General features: G+C 53.6%; 16 protein-coding genes. 6 read left to right on the top strand and 10 right to left on the bottom strand.

Features of this window, described 5'->3' with window-relative positions; genetic code table 11:
• Nucleotides 1-21: 21 nt before the first annotated feature.
• Nucleotides 22-1,194 carry a mannose-6-phosphate isomerase gene (gene manA / locus B1H58_RS17765; protein ID WP_085071775.1) on the bottom strand — a complete coding sequence of 391 codons (1,173 nt, stop codon included), beginning with the start codon at nucleotides 1,192-1,194 and terminating at the stop codon, nucleotides 22-24.
• A 199-nt stretch (nucleotides 1,195-1,393) separates the two neighbouring features.
• Between manA and fumC the strand changes: the two genes are divergently transcribed.
• On the top strand, nucleotides 1,394-2,791 hold the full coding sequence (gene fumC / locus B1H58_RS17760) for a class II fumarate hydratase (RefSeq protein WP_085071774.1): 1,398 nt from the start codon (nucleotides 1,394-1,396) through the stop codon (nucleotides 2,789-2,791).
• Between the two features lie 93 nt (nucleotides 2,792-2,884).
• Here fumC and tus read toward each other — a convergent pair whose 3' ends face one another.
• The gene (gene tus / locus B1H58_RS17755) at nucleotides 2,885-3,823 is read right to left on the bottom strand and encodes a DNA replication terminus site-binding protein (RefSeq protein WP_085071773.1); all 939 of its coding nucleotides are present in this window, start codon (nucleotides 3,821-3,823) and stop codon (nucleotides 2,885-2,887) included.
• Nucleotides 3,824-3,956: 133 nt separating this feature from the next.
• Nucleotides 3,957-5,213: an MFS transporter gene (locus B1H58_RS17750; RefSeq protein ID WP_085071772.1), complete on the bottom strand. Its 1,257-nt coding sequence runs from the start codon at nucleotides 5,211-5,213 to the stop codon at nucleotides 3,957-3,959.
• Nucleotides 5,214-5,307: 94 nt separating this feature from the next.
• Between B1H58_RS17750 and B1H58_RS17745 the strand changes: the two genes are divergently transcribed.
• The 3 genes from B1H58_RS17745 to bioD all read left to right on the top strand — a co-directional run bounded on the left by B1H58_RS17745 (nucleotide 5,308) and on the right by bioD (nucleotide 8,379).
• On the top strand, nucleotides 5,308-6,204 hold the full coding sequence (locus B1H58_RS17745; RefSeq protein WP_085071771.1) for a LysR family transcriptional regulator: 897 nt from the start codon (nucleotides 5,308-5,310) through the stop codon (nucleotides 6,202-6,204).
• A gap of 142 nt (nucleotides 6,205-6,346) precedes the next feature.
• Nucleotides 6,347-7,564, top strand: a complete 1,218-nt coding sequence (gene mlc / locus B1H58_RS17740) for a sugar metabolism global transcriptional regulator Mlc (protein WP_085071770.1) — start codon at nucleotides 6,347-6,349, stop codon at nucleotides 7,562-7,564.
• 131 nt (nucleotides 7,565-7,695) lie between these two features.
• The gene (bioD, locus tag B1H58_RS17735; protein ID WP_085071769.1) at nucleotides 7,696-8,379 is read left to right on the top strand and encodes a dethiobiotin synthase; all 684 of its coding nucleotides are present in this window, start codon (nucleotides 7,696-7,698) and stop codon (nucleotides 8,377-8,379) included.
• Between the two features lie 111 nt (nucleotides 8,380-8,490).
• Here bioD and osmV read toward each other — a convergent pair whose 3' ends face one another.
• The 4 genes from osmV to B1H58_RS17715 are packed head-to-tail and all read right to left on the bottom strand — an operon-like array spanning nucleotide 8,491 to nucleotide 11,920.
• Nucleotides 8,491-9,627, bottom strand: a complete 1,137-nt coding sequence (gene osmV, locus B1H58_RS17730) for an osmoprotectant ABC transporter ATP-binding protein OsmV (protein ID WP_085071768.1) — start codon at nucleotides 9,625-9,627, stop codon at nucleotides 8,491-8,493.
• Nucleotides 9,627-10,274, bottom strand: coding sequence for an osmoprotectant ABC transporter permease OsmW (gene osmW, locus B1H58_RS17725; RefSeq protein ID WP_085071767.1), 648 nt, complete (start codon nucleotides 10,272-10,274; stop codon nucleotides 9,627-9,629). The genes osmV and osmW overlap by 1 nt, the downstream gene beginning before the upstream one ends.
• A 9-nt stretch (nucleotides 10,275-10,283) precedes the next feature.
• On the bottom strand, nucleotides 10,284-11,195 hold the full coding sequence (locus B1H58_RS17720) for a glycine betaine ABC transporter substrate-binding protein (protein ID WP_085071766.1): 912 nt from the start codon (nucleotides 11,193-11,195) through the stop codon (nucleotides 10,284-10,286).
• An 11-nt stretch (nucleotides 11,196-11,206) separates the two neighbouring features.
• On the bottom strand, nucleotides 11,207-11,920 hold the full coding sequence (locus tag B1H58_RS17715; protein ID WP_085071765.1) for an ABC transporter permease: 714 nt from the start codon (nucleotides 11,918-11,920) through the stop codon (nucleotides 11,207-11,209).
• A gap of 381 nt (nucleotides 11,921-12,301) precedes the next feature.
• Between B1H58_RS17715 and B1H58_RS17710 the strand changes: the two genes are divergently transcribed.
• Nucleotides 12,302-13,756, top strand: a complete 1,455-nt coding sequence (locus B1H58_RS17710) for an MDR family MFS transporter (protein WP_085071764.1) — start codon at nucleotides 12,302-12,304, stop codon at nucleotides 13,754-13,756.
• A 131-nt stretch (nucleotides 13,757-13,887) separates the two neighbouring features.
• On the opposite strand, the gene B1H58_RS17705 is transcribed toward B1H58_RS17710, so the two are convergent.
• Together B1H58_RS17705 and B1H58_RS17700 are read right to left on the bottom strand one after the other, a co-directional pair.
• A complete protein-coding gene (locus tag B1H58_RS17705) occupies nucleotides 13,888-14,184 on the bottom strand; it encodes a DUF1161 domain-containing protein (RefSeq protein WP_085071763.1) in 297 nt (98 codons plus the stop codon).
• Nucleotides 14,185-14,236: 52 nt separating this feature from the next.
• Nucleotides 14,237-14,584, bottom strand: coding sequence for a DUF1283 family protein (locus B1H58_RS17700; RefSeq protein ID WP_085071762.1), 348 nt, complete (start codon nucleotides 14,582-14,584; stop codon nucleotides 14,237-14,239).
• Between the two features lie 120 nt (nucleotides 14,585-14,704).
• On the opposite strand from B1H58_RS17700, the gene B1H58_RS17695 reads away from it, so the two are divergent.
• Nucleotides 14,705-15,031, top strand: a complete 327-nt coding sequence (locus B1H58_RS17695; protein ID WP_085071761.1) for a YnfA family protein — start codon at nucleotides 14,705-14,707, stop codon at nucleotides 15,029-15,031.
• 97 nt (nucleotides 15,032-15,128) lie between these two features.
• Here B1H58_RS17695 and ydfG read toward each other — a convergent pair whose 3' ends face one another.
• Nucleotides 15,129-15,878 (bottom strand): bifunctional NADP-dependent 3-hydroxy acid dehydrogenase/3-hydroxypropionate dehydrogenase YdfG, encoded by a 750-nt coding sequence (gene ydfG / locus B1H58_RS17690; protein WP_085072360.1) that lies wholly within the window; start codon nucleotides 15,876-15,878, stop codon nucleotides 15,129-15,131.
• Between the last annotated feature and the right edge of the window lie 324 nt (nucleotides 15,879-16,202).

The raw sequence follows: 16,202 nt of genomic DNA, 5'->3' as shown, positions 1-16,202 counted from the left end.
TAGCATTTGCAGAACTGGCCGTCAGCCTGGCAGGTTATAAACTCGGGCAAGTTGTCCCTGACCGCAAGCCGTTATCGGTGATTCGCTGGCGGCGACAAAACAGGATTCGCCTGCCCTGAGCGTCAGCGGCTGTTGGCCCGTCAGCCGGGCTTCGCCTTCAATACAGAACAGGATTGCCGCGCTCTGCTGGCTAAGCGTTATCGGTGTAGCGTTCAGCGCGTGAATAGCGAAAGCGAAATCATCCACCGGAACGGGAAATTCGCGCGTATTTCCCTGCTGCACCGGCTTGTTGAGCAGGGTATCCGCAGCACGAGGCGTAAATTTTACGTTGGCCATCAGCTCATCAACATCAATATGTTTCGGCGTCAGTCCGGCACGTAACACATTATCTGAATTTGCCATCACCTCCAGCGCCACGCCGCGTAGATAGGCATGTGGCGTCTCAGCAAATAAAAACATCGCTTCGCCCGGCTGTAGTTCAATCAGGTTCAGCAGCAGCGGAGAAAAAAGCCCGCTGTCATCAGGGTACTCTTCAGCGATGTTGCGAATAGTCCGCCAGGGTTCGCCGTGTTGCGTATGCAGCGTGGCTTTAAGAATATCAATTGCACGTTGTTTCTCTGCCTGCTGTAACGAAAGCAGCGAGGAAAACAGTATGGCCAGATTCGCCTCATCCGGCTGTTGCAAGAAGTGGGCGATAGCCGGATGCGCACCGGCAACCGGCTGCAGCAGGGAAATGATCTCAGCAAAAGGGCGAAAACCGTTAATCGCTAAAAAAGGGGTCAGCGCATAAACCAGTTCAGGCTTATGGTTAGCATCTTTATAGTTGCGTTCCGGCGCGTTCAGCGGGATGCCCGCTGCGTTTTCACGTGTGAATCCAGCCTCGGCGGCGGATTTGCCAGGATGCACCTGAATCGACAGCGGCTGTTCGGCACACAGCACTTTAAACAAAAAGGGGAGCTCGCCAAAACGTGCCGCCACTTTTTCTCCCAGCAGGCCCGGCTTATCTGATTCGATCATCTCCCGCAGCGAGCGCAATTCGCCATTCACTTCAATTCTGGAGCTGCTTTTAGGATGTGCGCCCATCCATAGCTCAGCCATCGGCTGCTGTGTCGGATTCTCAATGCCATACATCTCAGTTAGTGCCGTTTTACTGCCCCATGCGTAGTTTTGCAGTGAATTGTGAAGCTTAAACATGATCTCTCCTTTTACTGGCGGCTGACCGCAGGTATTAAAGCAGAACGTGTTTTCGAAACCTGGACGCAAGTCAAATAAGGACGATTGGCTCGCAAAATGTTAAATTATTGTATGTCACACTATGGCCCATGCCCGCTGTGTCGGATAGTCACAGGTCAGGGCTTTTTAAATCATATGTTTGTGCTAAAGGAGAGAAGTAATGGCAGCCAACCGCATTGAAAAAGATTCAATGGGACCTATTGATGTACCGGCTGATAAACTGTGGGGCGCGCAGACGCAGCGCTCGCTGGAACACTTTCGCATCTCTACAGAAAAAATGCCTGCCGAGCTGGTGCATGCGCTGGCGTTAACCAAACGCGCCGCCGCAAAAGTTAACAGCGATCTCGGCCTGCTGCCGCAGGAGAGAGCGCAGGCGATTATTCAGGCTGCGGACGAAGTATTGGCGGAAAAGCATACCGCTGAATTCCCGCTGGCTATCTGGCAGACCGGCTCCGGCACACAAACCAATATGAATATGAACGAGGTGCTGGCCAACCGCGCCAGTGAGATCCTCGGCGGTGAGCGTGGCATGTCTCGCCTGGTGCATCCAAATGATGATGTCAATAAAAGCCAGAGCTCCAATGACGTTTTCCCTACCGCTATGCATGTGGCGGCGGTGATCGCTCTGCGTGAGAACCTGGTTCCGCAGCTCAATATACTGAAGCAAACGCTGCAGTCTAAAGCGGAAGCATTTAAAGACATCGTAAAAATTGGCCGTACCCACCTGCAGGACGCCACGCCGCTGACGCTGGGCCAGGAGATTTCCGGTTGGGTAGCGATGCTGGAACATAACCTGAAGCATATCGAGCAGAGCGTGCCGCATCTGGCCGAGCTGGCGCTGGGCGGCACCGCCGTTGGCACCGGACTGAATACGCATCCTGAGTATGCAGTACGTGTTGCTGAAGAGCTGGCCGCGCTGACCCGTCAGCCGTTTGTCACTGCGCCGAATAAGTTTGAAGCGCTGGCGACCTGCGATGCGCTGGTGCATGCGCACGGCGCGCTTAAAGGTCTGGCGGCCTCGCTGATGAAAATCGCTAACGATGTGCGCTGGCTCTCATCTGGCCCGCGTTGCGGCATCGGTGAAATTGCCATTCCGGAAAATGAACCCGGCAGCTCTATTATGCCGGGCAAAGTTAACCCGACCCAGTGCGAAGCGATGACCATGCTTTGCTGTCAGGTGATGGGTAACGATGTGGCGATTAATATTGGCGGCGCGTCCGGCAACTTTGAACTGAACGTGTTCCGTCCGATGGTCATTCATAACTTCCTGCAGTCGATTCGTCTGTTGGCAGATGGTATGGATAGCTTTAATCATCACTGCGCCGTAGGCATCGAGCCAAACCGCGATCGTATTACGCAACTGCTGAACGAGTCGCTGATGCTGGTGACCGCGCTGAATACTCATATCGGTTACGATAAAGCCGCTGAAATTGCTAAAAAGGCGCATAAAGAGGGGCTGACGTTGAAAGCGTCCGCGTTGAAGCTGGGCTATCTGACGGAAGAAGAGTTTGATGCCTGGGTTCGACCAGAAGAGATGGTTGGCAGCATGAAGCAGTAAATTATCTCCCGGGGCCAGCTGGCCCCGTTTTTTCTCTTTGCATCTGACCATTCAGCGCCGTTATGCCATCTCCCTTTGCCTGTCATCTTTCCCTTAAACCGGGCTTACTGGCCTGTCGCAATAAAGATGCAGTCGCGGGATCAACAGCCACAGCGGATCCGCCTGCGGCTTATAGCGATGGGTAATATTATCCGCATCATAATTTAACAGCTCACCTAATACCGGCACCTGTTGCCGATCCGGACAAAGCACCAGCAGCGGGGAAGGGCAGGCCAGCTGCGTCTGTTTTTGCTGCTCTTTATCCCAGATACGTGCAATCGGCTGCACTTTAACCGGCCGCTTGATTTTCAGCTTCGCGCCCGCAGGCAATGACTGCACCGCGATCAGCTCCTGCTGTACCTTCTCCGCCCATTGTTCACGGGTCCAGGGCGCCTGCGCGCGGCCCGCCTTCAGGCTCTTTTCCAGCTTTGCCTCAATCTCCTGCGGCGTCACATTTTTAATAATATGTTTGTTGGCCCAACCGAAGCGCACGCTGTCTGGCGCATCCAGCAGGGTAATGGCGCGGTAGGCGTTTAGCGTTAGCAGGCCGCGCAGATGCGTATGCACAAATTCAAAACGTGCTTCACTTGGTAAGCCAGATTCCACGGTAATGATCTGCTCCAGCCGCGCCTTAAGCAGATTGATTTTATCAACCTGCTGATGGAGAAGGGCATGCTGGTGGCTGTCTGCTTCAAAGCAGAGCGCGCCGGGTAAGCGTACAGCGGCCTTGGTGCTGATATTTTCCGACTGACGTTGAATAAACAGACGACAATAGTGCTGCAAAGCAAGCTGTCGCGCCTCATCCCCCAAATGCTGGGTTACGCTGATTTGCGTTATGGGATCGTGTTCAGTACCTTTTGCTACTGGCGGTAACGAGAACACCCGGCCGACCAGCAGCGGCAGCGACGTTAAATGTTGCTGGAGGATGCTAAGCTCCTCATCAAGCTGATCAGCGCACTGACGCAAATCTTCCACTAAGTCATAACGAGGCATGGCGGCTCCTGCGGTGAAAAATAACATTAGTTACAACATACATATTAATAATTAAAAATACCAGTCCAGCAACCGGGAAATCATCAGTCAGGCAGAAAAAAAGACCGCGCCAGGGCGGCCAGAAGAAGGCGGGCTAGAGTTTTTTACTGTGGAGTTGGCTGGCGACAAGCAACGCCAACAGCAGCATTACGGCAATAAATGTCGTAATGCCTGTCCAGCCCCAGGCGTGCCAGAATACGCCGCCCAGGGTGCCCGCAATGCTGGAACCTGCATAATAGCTGAACAGATACAGCGATGAAGCTTGCCCTTTGGCGCGCCGCGTACGTGGGCCAATCCAGCCGCTGGCGACGGAGTGGGCGGCAAAGAATCCGGCTGTAAACAGCATCATTCCCGGGAAAATCAGCCACAGCGAATTAAAAAGCGTGATAAGCAGGCCACACAGCATCAAAGCCGTGGAGAAAAACAGAACCGGGCCACGTCCATAGCGGGCCGTCATCGCCCCCGCTTTGGGTGAGCTCCATGAACCGGTGAGATAAACCACCGACAGCAGGCCAACAACCGCCTGACTGAGAAACCAGGGCGCGCTCAGCAAACGATAACCAATGTAATTAAATAGCGTAACGAAGGCGCCCATCAGCAAAAAACCCTCCGCAAACAGCAACGGTAAACCGCGATCGCGCCAGTGCAGGCGAAAGTTAATCGCCAGGCTACGGGGATTAAGTGAAGCTGGCCGAAAATGACGCGAAGCAGGCAGAATTTTCCAGAACATCAGCGCTGAAGCCAGGGCAAAACAGCCGATCACGGCTACCGCCACGCGCCAGGAGCTAAAATCAGTAATAACGCCGCTCAGCAGACGACCGCTCATCCCGCCAATAGAGTTTCCGCTGATATATAAACCCATGGAAAAGGCAACCACACTGGGATGAATCTCCTCACTCAAATAGGTCATACCGACCGCAGCCACGCCGCTTAGCGATAAACCAATCAGCGCCCGCATAATCAAAATGCCGTGCCAGCTGTGCATGGTGGCGGAGATCAGGGCGCATATCGCTGCCAGCAGCAGCGCGATCACCATTACCGGCTTGCGGCCTACGGCGTCGGAAAGCGGTCCGGTTACCAGCAGCCCCAGTGCCATAAGAGCGGTTGAAATTGACAACGAAATGCTGCTTGTTGCGGGCGAAACACCAAATTCATGGGAAAGCACTGGCAAAATAGGCTGAACGCAGTAGAGCAGGGCAAAGGTGGCGAGACCTGCGGAAAACAGCGCCAGCGTTACGCGCATAAACTGCGGCGTGCCGCGTTTGATATAGAGGTTTTTATTCACGACAGCGGGCGAGACACGCTGAACCTTGTCAGCGGGTAACGTCACGCCCTGAGATGAGCGTTCCACAATAGTTCCTTATTTAAACATCAACTATTTAATTGTGGGGCGACCTTATTATACTGTCTAATATATTAATTATCTGAATTGATACATTTAAAATATGAATATCGAACTTCGCCATCTTCGTTACTTTATAGCCGTCGCGGAAGAGCTGCATTTTGGCCGGGCGGCGCTGCGATTGAATATTTCACAACCGCCGTTAAGCCAGCAAATTCAGCAGCTTGAACAGCAGGTAGGCGCTTGTTTGCTGGCGCGCACTAATCGTAGCGTTCAGCTTACCGCTGCGGGACATCAGTTCCTGCAGGATGCGCGCGTGATCCTGTTGGATGTTGAGCAGGCGGCCAGCCGCGCCGCGCGTTTACATCAGGGAGAAGAAGGGGAGATACGTATCGGTTTTACCTCATCGGCGCCTTTTATTACCGCCGTTTCCGATGCGCTGTTTACCTATCGTCAGCGTTTTCCGCAGGTGCATATTCAAATGCAGGAGATGAATACTCGCCAACAACTGACGCCTTTAAGCGAAGGGCGACTGGATTTTGGCGTAATGCGTAACACGCCCCTGCCGGAAACGCTGGCATGGCAGCTGCTGCTGCGTGAGCCGCTTTGCTGCATAGTGCATCATGCGCATCCTTTGGCGAGTCAGCAAAGCGTCTCGGTTACTGCCCTGGCCAACGAACCTTTTGTTTTTTTCGATGCGCAAAGCGGCACCGCACTGTATGGCGAAACGATGGCGCTTCTGCAGCGCTACCAAATTCAGCCTTATATCACGCAGGAGGTTGGCGAGGCGATGACCATCCTTGGCCTGGTTGCCACCGGGCTGGGCATATCTATCTTGCCCGCCTCTTTTCGCCGTGCGCAACTGGCAGGCGTGGTCTGGTTGCCGCTACAGGAAGCGGATGCCTGGTCGGAAATGTGGTTGGTCTGGTCAAAACAGCGTGAAATCAGTGCGCAAATGAAGCAAATGAAATCCTTGTTGCTCACCGGGTCGCAGGCCTGATTGATTATTCACTCTCTGCCTGGCCCTGTTTTTGTGCAGTAAATCACATTCCGAATCAAATAGTTGACGCCTGTTAATATCTCATCCACCATAGCCTGAGCAGGTTTATTTTGAAGCGCGAAAATAAGTGGGAGCAGGGGTAGTGATAGCGGACAGTCAACCTGGTCATATTGACCAGATCAAGCAGACAAACGCTGGGGCTGTATATCGCCTGATCGACCAATTTGGCCCGATATCGCGTATTGAGCTTTCCCGGCGGGCCCAGCTGGCGCCAGCCAGTATCACCAAAATTGTCCGTGAAATGCTGGAAGCCCATCTGGTACAGGAAACGGAGTATCAGGAGCCGGGCAGTCGTGGTCGGCCTGCGGTTGGCCTGATTCTGGATACCGTTGCCTGGCACTATCTGGCCGTTCGGATTGGCAACGGCGAGATCACGCTGGCGCTACGCGACCTCAGCAGCGCGCTGGTTACCGAAGAGACCCGCTCGCTGCCGGTGCAGAGCGAGACGCCGCTGCTAAACCGCGTTATCCTTGAAATCGATCAGTTTTTTATCCGCCATCAGCGCCAGCTGGAGCGGCTGACCGCCATCGCCATTACTTTGCCCGGTATTATTCATTCCGGTAAAGGTATGGTTCATCGCATGCCGTTTTATCAGGTCGCTGATATGCCGCTGGGGCCGGAACTGTCCGCCCATACTGGTCTGCCGGTTTATATTCAGCATGATGTTTGCGCCTGGACCATCGCTGAATCACTGTTTGGCGCATCGCGCGGGGCCAGCGATGTTATCCAGATCGTCATTGATGATAATGTCGGCGCAGGCGTAATCACCGGCGGACGCCTGCTGCATAACAGCCGCAGCGCGCTGGTTGAAATTGGGCACACGCAGGTGGATGCGTATGGCAAGCAGTGCTATTGCGGCAACCATGGTTGCCTGGAGACGGTCGCCAGTATCGGCAGCATTCTGGAACTGACGTCACAGCGTATGCAGACCGCGCTCAGTTCTATTCTGAATCATCAGCCGTTAACGGTGGAGTCACTGTGCGATGCGGCACTGAATGGCGATCCGCTGGCACGCGATATCATTACAGGGATTGGCAATAGCGTTGGGCGCATTCTGGCCATTATGGTTAATCTGTTCAATCCGGAAAAAATCCTGATTGGCTCTCCGCTTAACCGCGCCGCCGAGGTGCTGTATCCGGCAATCGGCGCCTCGATCCGCCAGCAGGCGCTGCCAGCTTACAGCGCCGATATACATGTTGAACCCACCCAATTCCCCAACGTCGGCACGATGCCCGGCGCTGCGCTGGTCAAAAACGCCCTTTATAACGGTGAACTGCTTATCAAACTGTTGCAGGGCTAATCTAATTTCAGTTATCACTAAAAAATTGCGCTAACGCAAGCTGTGCAAAAGCGCGATTTCCTACACTGTGCAACATAAACCGATGATTAATGTTTAACTATTTCAGGCCGACAGCCTGCCGGAGTGTTGCTATGCTGAGTCGTCTTTTCATTACCGGTACGGATACCGCCGTCGGTAAAACAGTTGTTACACGTGCCCTGATGCAAAAACTGGCGGAAACGCACCCGGCGGTAGTGGGATATAAACCGGTAGCCAAAAGCAGCCAGATGACGACAGACGGGCTACGTAATAAAGATGCGTTGATATTACATCGCGCCTCCACGCTTGATGTGCCTTATGAAGCGATCAATCCCGTTACGCTGCTTGAAGATGAAATCAGCACCCATCGCGGCGAAGCCATTAACTATGCGCGTCTGAGCAGCGGCCTGCAGGCGTTAGAAGCGCAGGCCGATGTGGTGGTAGTGGAAGGGACCGGCGGCTGGCGCAGCCTGATGAACGATCTGCGGCCGTTATCCGACTGGGTTATTCAGGAGCAGCTGCCGGTGGTGTTAGTTGTCGGCATCAAGCTGGGTTGTATCAGTCATGCCTTACTGACGGCGCAGGCGATCATTAACGATGGTCTGCCGTTGATGGGCTGGGTCGCCAACCGCATCAATCCGGGGCTGGCGCACTATGCGGAAATTATCCAGGTGCTGCAGGAGAAAATCCCGGCGCCGCTGTTAGGCGAGCTGCCTTATTTGCCTCGGGCCGAAGAGCGCGAGCTGGCAGATTATATCGATCTGTCTTCGCTTTTACTGCCGCAGGCTGTCGCCTGATTCGCAGAGGGTATACGCACAGTTACCGAATAAAGCGCGGGGGCAGGAAGAAAATGCCCTACGCAAACAAGGTAACCATTTTTTGATGCGCCCACAGGGCGCATCTTATGTTTAGCGACTGAGTGCGCGACGCGTACGGCCTGAACTCAGATAATCAGCAATATAATCCTGCGAAATTTCGCCGCTGTAGCGGCCTTCTTCATCCACAATTGGCATCCATACCATATTATGTTCATAGAGTTTTGACAGCACCACACGCAGGTTTTCCTCCGCTTTGCCGGTTACGGTAAAGTTGTGCAGTTTCTCCTCGCAGCAGCCGCTGGCTCCGCGCGCTTCACGCCGTTTTACAAAGCCCAGTGGGCGATCATCGCTATCTACCACGGTAATCGAGCGCATATCATTATCATCCATGATAACGAATGCTTCTGACAACGGGGTGGACCGCTTAACGGTAAGGGTTTGCTGTTGGTCGGTCACGTCGCCAGCCTGGACCAGCAGCAATCGTTTCAGCGTACGATCCTGGCCGACAAAAGAGCCAACAAACTCGTTGGCCGGTTTCGCCAGGAGTTCGTCAGGCGTGGCGCACTGCACAATTTTTCCCTGACCGAATACAGCGATGCGATCGCCCAGCTTGAGCGCCTCATCAATATCGTGGCTAACCAGCATGACGGTTTTCTTTAACTGGCGCTGCATTTCCAGAAACTCGTTCTGAATTGCCTCCCGGTTAATCGGATCGACCGCACCGAAAGGCTCATCCATCAGCAGAACCGGCGGATCCGCCGCCAGCGCACGAATGACACCTATACGTTGTTGCTGCCCGCCGGACATCTCTTTCGGATAACGATGCAGAAACTTATGCGGATCGAGTGCCACCATATTCATCAGCTCGCTGGCACGATCGCGGCAGCGTTTTTTATCCCAGCCGAGCATGCGCGGCACGACAGTGATGTTTTCTTCGATAGTCATGTTAGGGAACAGGCCAATCTGCTGAATCACGTAGCCGATATTGCGGCGCAGGGTAACGGTATCCTGAGTGCTGGTATCTTCACCGTTAATGGTAATTTTACCGCTGGTTGTCGGGATCAAACGGTTTATCATTTTTAGCGTAGTGGTTTTTCCGCAGCCGGACGGGCCAAGCAGCACGCACATTTCTCCCGCTGGTACGTGCAGGTTGACATTATCTACCGCATTAAACGTCGTGCCATTTTTCTGAATGAAGGTTTTAGTCAGGTTTTCCAGCTTTATCATTATCGAATCCCCTTCGGTGTCAGCACCAGCTGCAGGCGATGCAACAGCCAGTCAAGAATAATTGCCAGGAAGCAAATCAACAGTGCGCCTGCGATCAGCATACGAATATCACTGCCGCTAATGCCATCCAGCAACAGCAGGCCCAAACCGCCAGCACCAATAATTGCCGCAATCGCCATAACGCCTACGTTCATCACCACCGCCGTACGAATACCGCCGAAAATAATCGGCAGGGCAAGCGGGATCTCCACCCAGCGCAGGCGTTGCCAGAAGGTCATGCCGATACCGCGCCCGGCTTCGCGCAGACCAGGCGGCAGACTTTCCAGCGCGGTATGGGTATTGCGTACAATCGGCAGCAGGGAATAGAGAAATACCGCTGTAATCGCCGGCACCACGCCAATACCTTGACCAATAAGGGAAAAAAGCGGGATCATCAGACCAAACAGCGCGATAGAAGGGATGGTAAGCACAATGGTAGCGATCCCCAGCACCGGGGTTGCCAGCCATTTAAAGCGCACAATTAAAATGCCCAGCGGCACGCCAGCCAGAATAGCGCAGCCAACCGCCACCAGAACCAGCCACAGATGTTGCCAGCTGAGGGCGACAAGGTGAGGCCAGTTGTCGATCATATAGTGTATCGTATCCATAGCATCTCCTTACAGCATGCCTTTAGACTGCAGAAAATCGCGGGCGACCTGCTGCGGTGACTGATGATCGATATCGACCCGTTTGTTGAGCTCAGTAATTACGTCATCTGTGATCAGTGCAGAAAGCTGATTGAGCGCCTCCGCCAGACCTGGATTCGCCTCCAGTACCTCTTTACGCACCAGCGGCGTCACGTTATAGCTGGGAAAGAAATGCTTATCATCCTCCAGAATTTTCAGGTCAAAGCCTTTTACCCGTCCGTCGGTGGTATATACCAGCCCGGCCTCGACAAAACCGTCGCGAATGGCGTTATACACCAGCCCCGGATCCATCTGGCGGATTTGCGGACGATCCAGCGTTAATCCATACAGTTTTTGCAGCGGCTTCAGACCATCGGCGCGCCCGGCAAACTCCAGGTCCAGACCCAGCATCCAGTTATGGCCCGGATCCTGTTTGCGGATCTGCTCAATACGCGCCACCAGCTGTGAAACCGTGGTGATATGCTCTTTTTCGGCGCGTTGACGCTGCATGGCAAAAGCGTAGGTGTTATTCATGGGTGCCGGATTAAGCCAGATCAGACCTAATTTACCATCCAGCCGCTTTACCGTTTGATAAGCCTGCTCAGAGGACATCCGGGTCGTAATATGATTAAAGATAATCAATGAGGAGCCGGTATATTCCCAGGTCATATCGATCTGTTTGTTCAGCATTGCGCTGCGTCCGATCGACACCGGGATATTCGTTTTAGGGATCACCTGAAAGCCTTTTTTATTCAGCCACTGCGTGGTCATTGCTGACAAAATATGCTGTTCGGTAAAGCCTTTGGTAGCCATGGTAATCGGTGCGGCCTGCACACAGGAGAGGCATAGTAGTAACGTCGCCAGCAGCGTACCCAGCGTCCGGGTCAAAACAGAAATAGTCATAAGCATCCTTTTTACAGCGCATGTGGGCTTAACCAGCGACCCAGGGCCGCCAGCAGCATATCCAGAATCAGCGCAAACAGCGCTGTCGCCACCGCGCCTAAAATCAGCACAGGGAAGTCATTGAGGTAGATCCCCGGGAAGATCAGCTCGCCGTAACTGCTGGCGCCAATCAGGAACGCCAGCGGCGCGGTGCCAACGTTAATTGCCATTGCGATGCGGATACCGGAAAGGATCACCGGACAGGCGTTAGGCAGCTCTACCTGACGCAGACGTTGCATTTTTGTCATGCCGATGCCGTTGGCCGCTTCCCGCAGCGATTCCGGTACGCCAATCAATCCTGCATAGGTGTTACGTACAATAGGTAATAACGAAGCAAGAAACAGCGCGATAATCGCCGGACGGTCGCCAATGCCGATCACTACCATCGCCAGAGCCAGCACCGCTAGCGGCGGCAGCGTATTGCCAACATTAAAGATCTGCATAATGTATTCCGCCCAGCGGCGCATATAAGGACGACTGAGTAAAATACCGCTGGGAATGCCGACCAGCAGAGCGAACAGCATCGACCAACCCACCAGCCAGAGATGTTGCCTGCCAAGGTAAATTAAATCGACCTGACGCGCTTTAATCACCTCAGGGCCGACACCGTAAATCAACAGCGCAGCCACCAGCGCTATCACCAGCAACGCCAGAATGATTCGCTTAATCGCGGGGGAAAAATGCATGAACAGCGTTCTCCTGGGGATGATCTGAAGCGCATCCCTGAAGGATGCCGCAATTGTTATATTAATCCGTGTGCATAGCGCCGTGGAAAGCAGGTACGCGTCAGCGACGCCGGACGATAAAGATAAACTGCTGATTTTTACGTGTTTATCAGCAAAAACAAACGTGGTGCCTTAAATCTATAGCAGCGCGCAGAAGGGTTCGCCAGTTTTACGGCAGGATCGGCAGGAGAGTTTTTCCCGGCAAGGGGAGAAAACATGTTTTCAAACGCCAGCGGCAGGCAGGAAACAACCAAAGCAAACTTAAGTGACAACGTCACTTAAAGGATTGTACGCAATGCCCTGCGTTGGGCTACGCTTAGGGGATTAACAGGAAGAGAAAACATGTCAGAAGCTCAACATCAGACGGTAGCTCACCGTCACTGGATTTTAATTGCCTGTATGCTGGCGATGTTTATGGCGGCAATTGAAGTCACTATTGTCGCGACGGCGATGCCCACCATCATTGCCCAACTGGGCGGCTTTTCGCAATTTGGCTGGGTTTTTTCCATTTACCTGCTAACCCAGGCGGTAAGCGTGCCGATCTACGGGCGGCTCGCCGATCTGTGGGGACGTAAACGCATGTTCCTGATCGGCGCCTCGCTGTTTTTACTGGGTTCGGTGCTGTGCGGCATGGCGCACAGTATGACCTGGCTTATTCTGTTTCGTGCTTTTCAGGGGCTGGGTGCAGGAGCGATTATGCCGATCACCTCGACGATTGTGGCGGACATCTATTCGCCTCGCGAGCGGGCGGGCATTCAGGGCTGGCTTTCAAGCGTCTGGGGCGTAGCGGCGATTATTGGCCCGCTGACCGGCGCCTGGATTGTGCAACATTTCAGCTGGTCGCTGGTTTTCTGGGTTAACGTCCCATTGGGCATTATTTCAATGCTGATGCTGGCGCGCTGGCTGCCAGCGCATGAAAAACCTTCAGAGCAGAGCCTTAACGTATCCGGCAGCGCCTGGCTAATGCTAAGCGTCAGCGCGCTGCTGGTTGCGTTGCTTCAGGCTGAGGCGCTGGGTTACTGGCTGTTGTTGTTTCTGGCCGTGGCGTTAATCGCCGGTTTTATTCTGCTGCGCCATGAAAAAAAAGCCGAAGCGCCGCTTTTTCCGCTGGCTATCTGGCAGAGCCGGGTCATCGTTGCCGGTAACGCCGGGAACTTGATTATCGGCGCGGCGATGATGGGCATCAGTGCCTTTTTGCCCACCTGGATCCAGGGAATCAATGGCGGCTCGCCGTTGCAGGCGGGCAGCGCGCTGGCCATGATGTCGATTGGCTGGCCGCTTGCCAGTACCTTTAGTGGCCGTCTGATGCTGCATACTTCTTATCGTTTTACCGCTCAGCTGGGCGCACTGTTATTGATTGCGGGCACGGCGCTGCTGTTAACGCTGCATGCCGGGAGCAGCCTGCTGCAGGCTGGCTTTGCCGCCTTTGTGATCGGTACCGGAATGGGCATGACCAGCACCACCTTTTTGGTCTCGGTCCAGAACAGCGCCGATTTCGCTATTCGCGGTATCTGCACCGCCTCGATCATGTTTAGCCGCATGCTTGGCTCCGCGTTGGGTACAGCCATTATGGGCGCGGTCCTCAATTATAATTTGCTGCTGCGGTTGCCTGACGCGCAGGATCCGGTGCAGCAAATTATGTCGCCGGAGCGGCGGCAGGCGTTAGACGGGGGCACCCTGCATCAGATGACGCTGCATATTGCTGCCTCGCTGCACTGGGTATTTATTGTCTCACTGGTGATTGCCGTTGGCAGCCTGTTTATCGCCTGGACCATGCCACGACGCAGACCGGAATGACAAGGATCTTAACCCAATTCACTATTGAAAATACCGGTACAAATAACCGGTAACTGTCAGCTGAGATGTGATTCAGTAAAAATAATTAGCTTGAGAAAAAACAGGCGCCGTTCAGGCGCCTTGAGGATAAATCAGGAGGCGGGGGCATCCTGTGCGGTACCGGCATCGGCAGGCACGTTAGTTTCTCCGTCGACGCCGGTACGTTTATAAACGATTTTCTGTGAGTCGTTTTCACAATGTCCAACCACCTGGCCACCGGCAGCTTCAGCCTGATCGTTAGGCACAATATCCAGCGTAAAACCTGATTCAGGCACGCCGTTATTAATGATCTTCTGACTAATATCCGCTTTTACCGATTCGCACGATGCCTGGGCTGCCAGCGGAGCAACAACCAACAGGGCGCTTAACATCCACTTCTTCGCTCTCATCACATCATCCTTTTGCAATAAAACCAGCGGTAACTATAGCAGTAAAGTAAGATCAGGGTGTTACGGTGCGTCCGGTGCGTCGATCCAGGCAGCGCAGGGTATTGGCTTCCCAGTATGCGTTGACGTTATAGCTTTTTTCACAGGCGTCGCGGCTATCAAAGGCGCGATCGGTTTTATCAAACTCTTTTTCGACGCGGCTGTTGAGCTTTTTGCGCAGCATGCGCGTGTCATCCCACTGTTCTTTATTCTGACGCGCTTCTTCATTGCTTAACGCATTGCTTCCGTTTTCAATGATCAAACGCTCGGTGCGCGCCTGGGCCGACGCAGACGACAGCGCCAAAGCGCTGAACAGCGTAAACGGAAGCAGGGCAACAGCCAGACGGGTAAATAATGTTTGCATCATCGGTTCCTTATCTTTATGGCAACCTGCCATGAGGTGATACCGCTTTTAGTATATCATTGTCGCTTGTTTACTCACCAGCGAGCCAGACGCTTCGTTTAGCTTTGAGAAAGCTTTTTTATGATCAAAACCACGCTGCTTTTTTTTCTTACCGCACTGGCGGAAATTGTGGGCTGTTTTCTTCCCTGGCTGTGGCTAAAAAAGGGCGCGTCGGCACTGCTGCTGGTTCCGGCGGCGCTGAGCCTGGCGGCTTTTGTCTGGCTGCTGACGCTGCATCCCGCCGCCAGCGGGCGCGTTTATGCGGCTTACGGCGGCGTTTATGTGGTCACGGCGTTGCTGTGGTTGCGCTGGGTGGATGGCGTACGCTTAAGTTACAGTGACTGGCTGGGCGCGGCGGTGGCTTTCTGCGGCATGCTGATTATCGTGGCGGGATGGGGCAAAGCGTAACCTTACGCCGGACAACTAAACCTGAGGAAATCAGTCAGGCTTAGTTGCCTACACCTTGCGGTGCCTGAGACGGGCGGATGTTCGTCCGCCTATGGCGTCAGGATTCTTTCGCCACTTTTAGCCCGGCGGTGGTCTGGCTAACCGGCATCATTTCCAGCGTATTAATGTTCACATGCGCTGGCAACGTCGCCACCCAATATACCGCTTCGGTCACATCTTCTGGCGTCAGCGCGGTAGTACCGGCATACACACTTTCCGCCCGATTATCATCGCCTTTAAAGCGCACGTTGGAAAACTCGGTGCCGCCTACCAGGCCTGGCTCGATGTCAGTCACGCGCAGCGCTGTGCCGTGCAGATCGGTGCGTAAATTCAGGCTGAACTGACGTACAAAGGCTTTAGTTGCGCCATATACGTTGCCGCCCATATAAGGCCAGTTACCGGCAACCGAGCCGAGATTAATAATATGCCCGGTATTACGCTCTACCATGCCAGGCAACAGCGCGCGGGTCATGTACACCAGCCCTTTATTATTGGTATCGATCATGGTTTCCCAGTCGTCGATGCTGGCCTGATGAGCAGGTTCCACACCCAGCGCCAGCCCGGCGTTGTTAACCAGAATATCGATCTGTTGCCATTCAGCCGGCAGGGTAGCCAGCGCAGCATCAATTGCAGCACGATCGCGGACATCGAATTGCAGGGTATACAAATTTTCGCCCAGTTCAGCCTTTAGCGCATCCAGGCGCTCCTGGCGACGTCCGTTAGCAATAACTTTATGTCCTGCTGCGATAAAACGACGGGCGATCGATTGACCAAAACCGGCAGTCGCACCGGTAACAAAGATTATCATCTCGCTGTTCCTTAACAGGTTTTTCAGGCTAATTACCATAACACTTCGTTTTGCTGCTGCCCAGTACCAGTTAATGATGAACAAAAAGCACTGTACTGGTGCGCATTGCACCAAAAGTTTGCCTGCGTAACAGGTTATTCAGAGGTTCCGGCAGGGGCTGTCTGAAAGGCCTGAGAAATATTAACGCGTTAAACGTGGGCAAGCGTTTGCGCAATCGTTTGGTCCGAGTGAAATGAGAGCCTTTTATCATAACTTATTGATTTTAAATATATTTATACAAATAACCGGCTGGCATAACTCTTGCAGTTTGCTAAATACCCGCTC

This window comes from Pantoea alhagi (assembly GCF_002101395.1).
In the GTDB taxonomy this organism is placed as follows: Bacteria; Pseudomonadota; Gammaproteobacteria; order Enterobacterales; family Enterobacteriaceae; genus Mixta; species Mixta alhagi.
The sequence above is the reverse complement of the archived record's forward strand: the minus strand, read 5'-3'. Positions and strand labels throughout refer to the sequence as shown.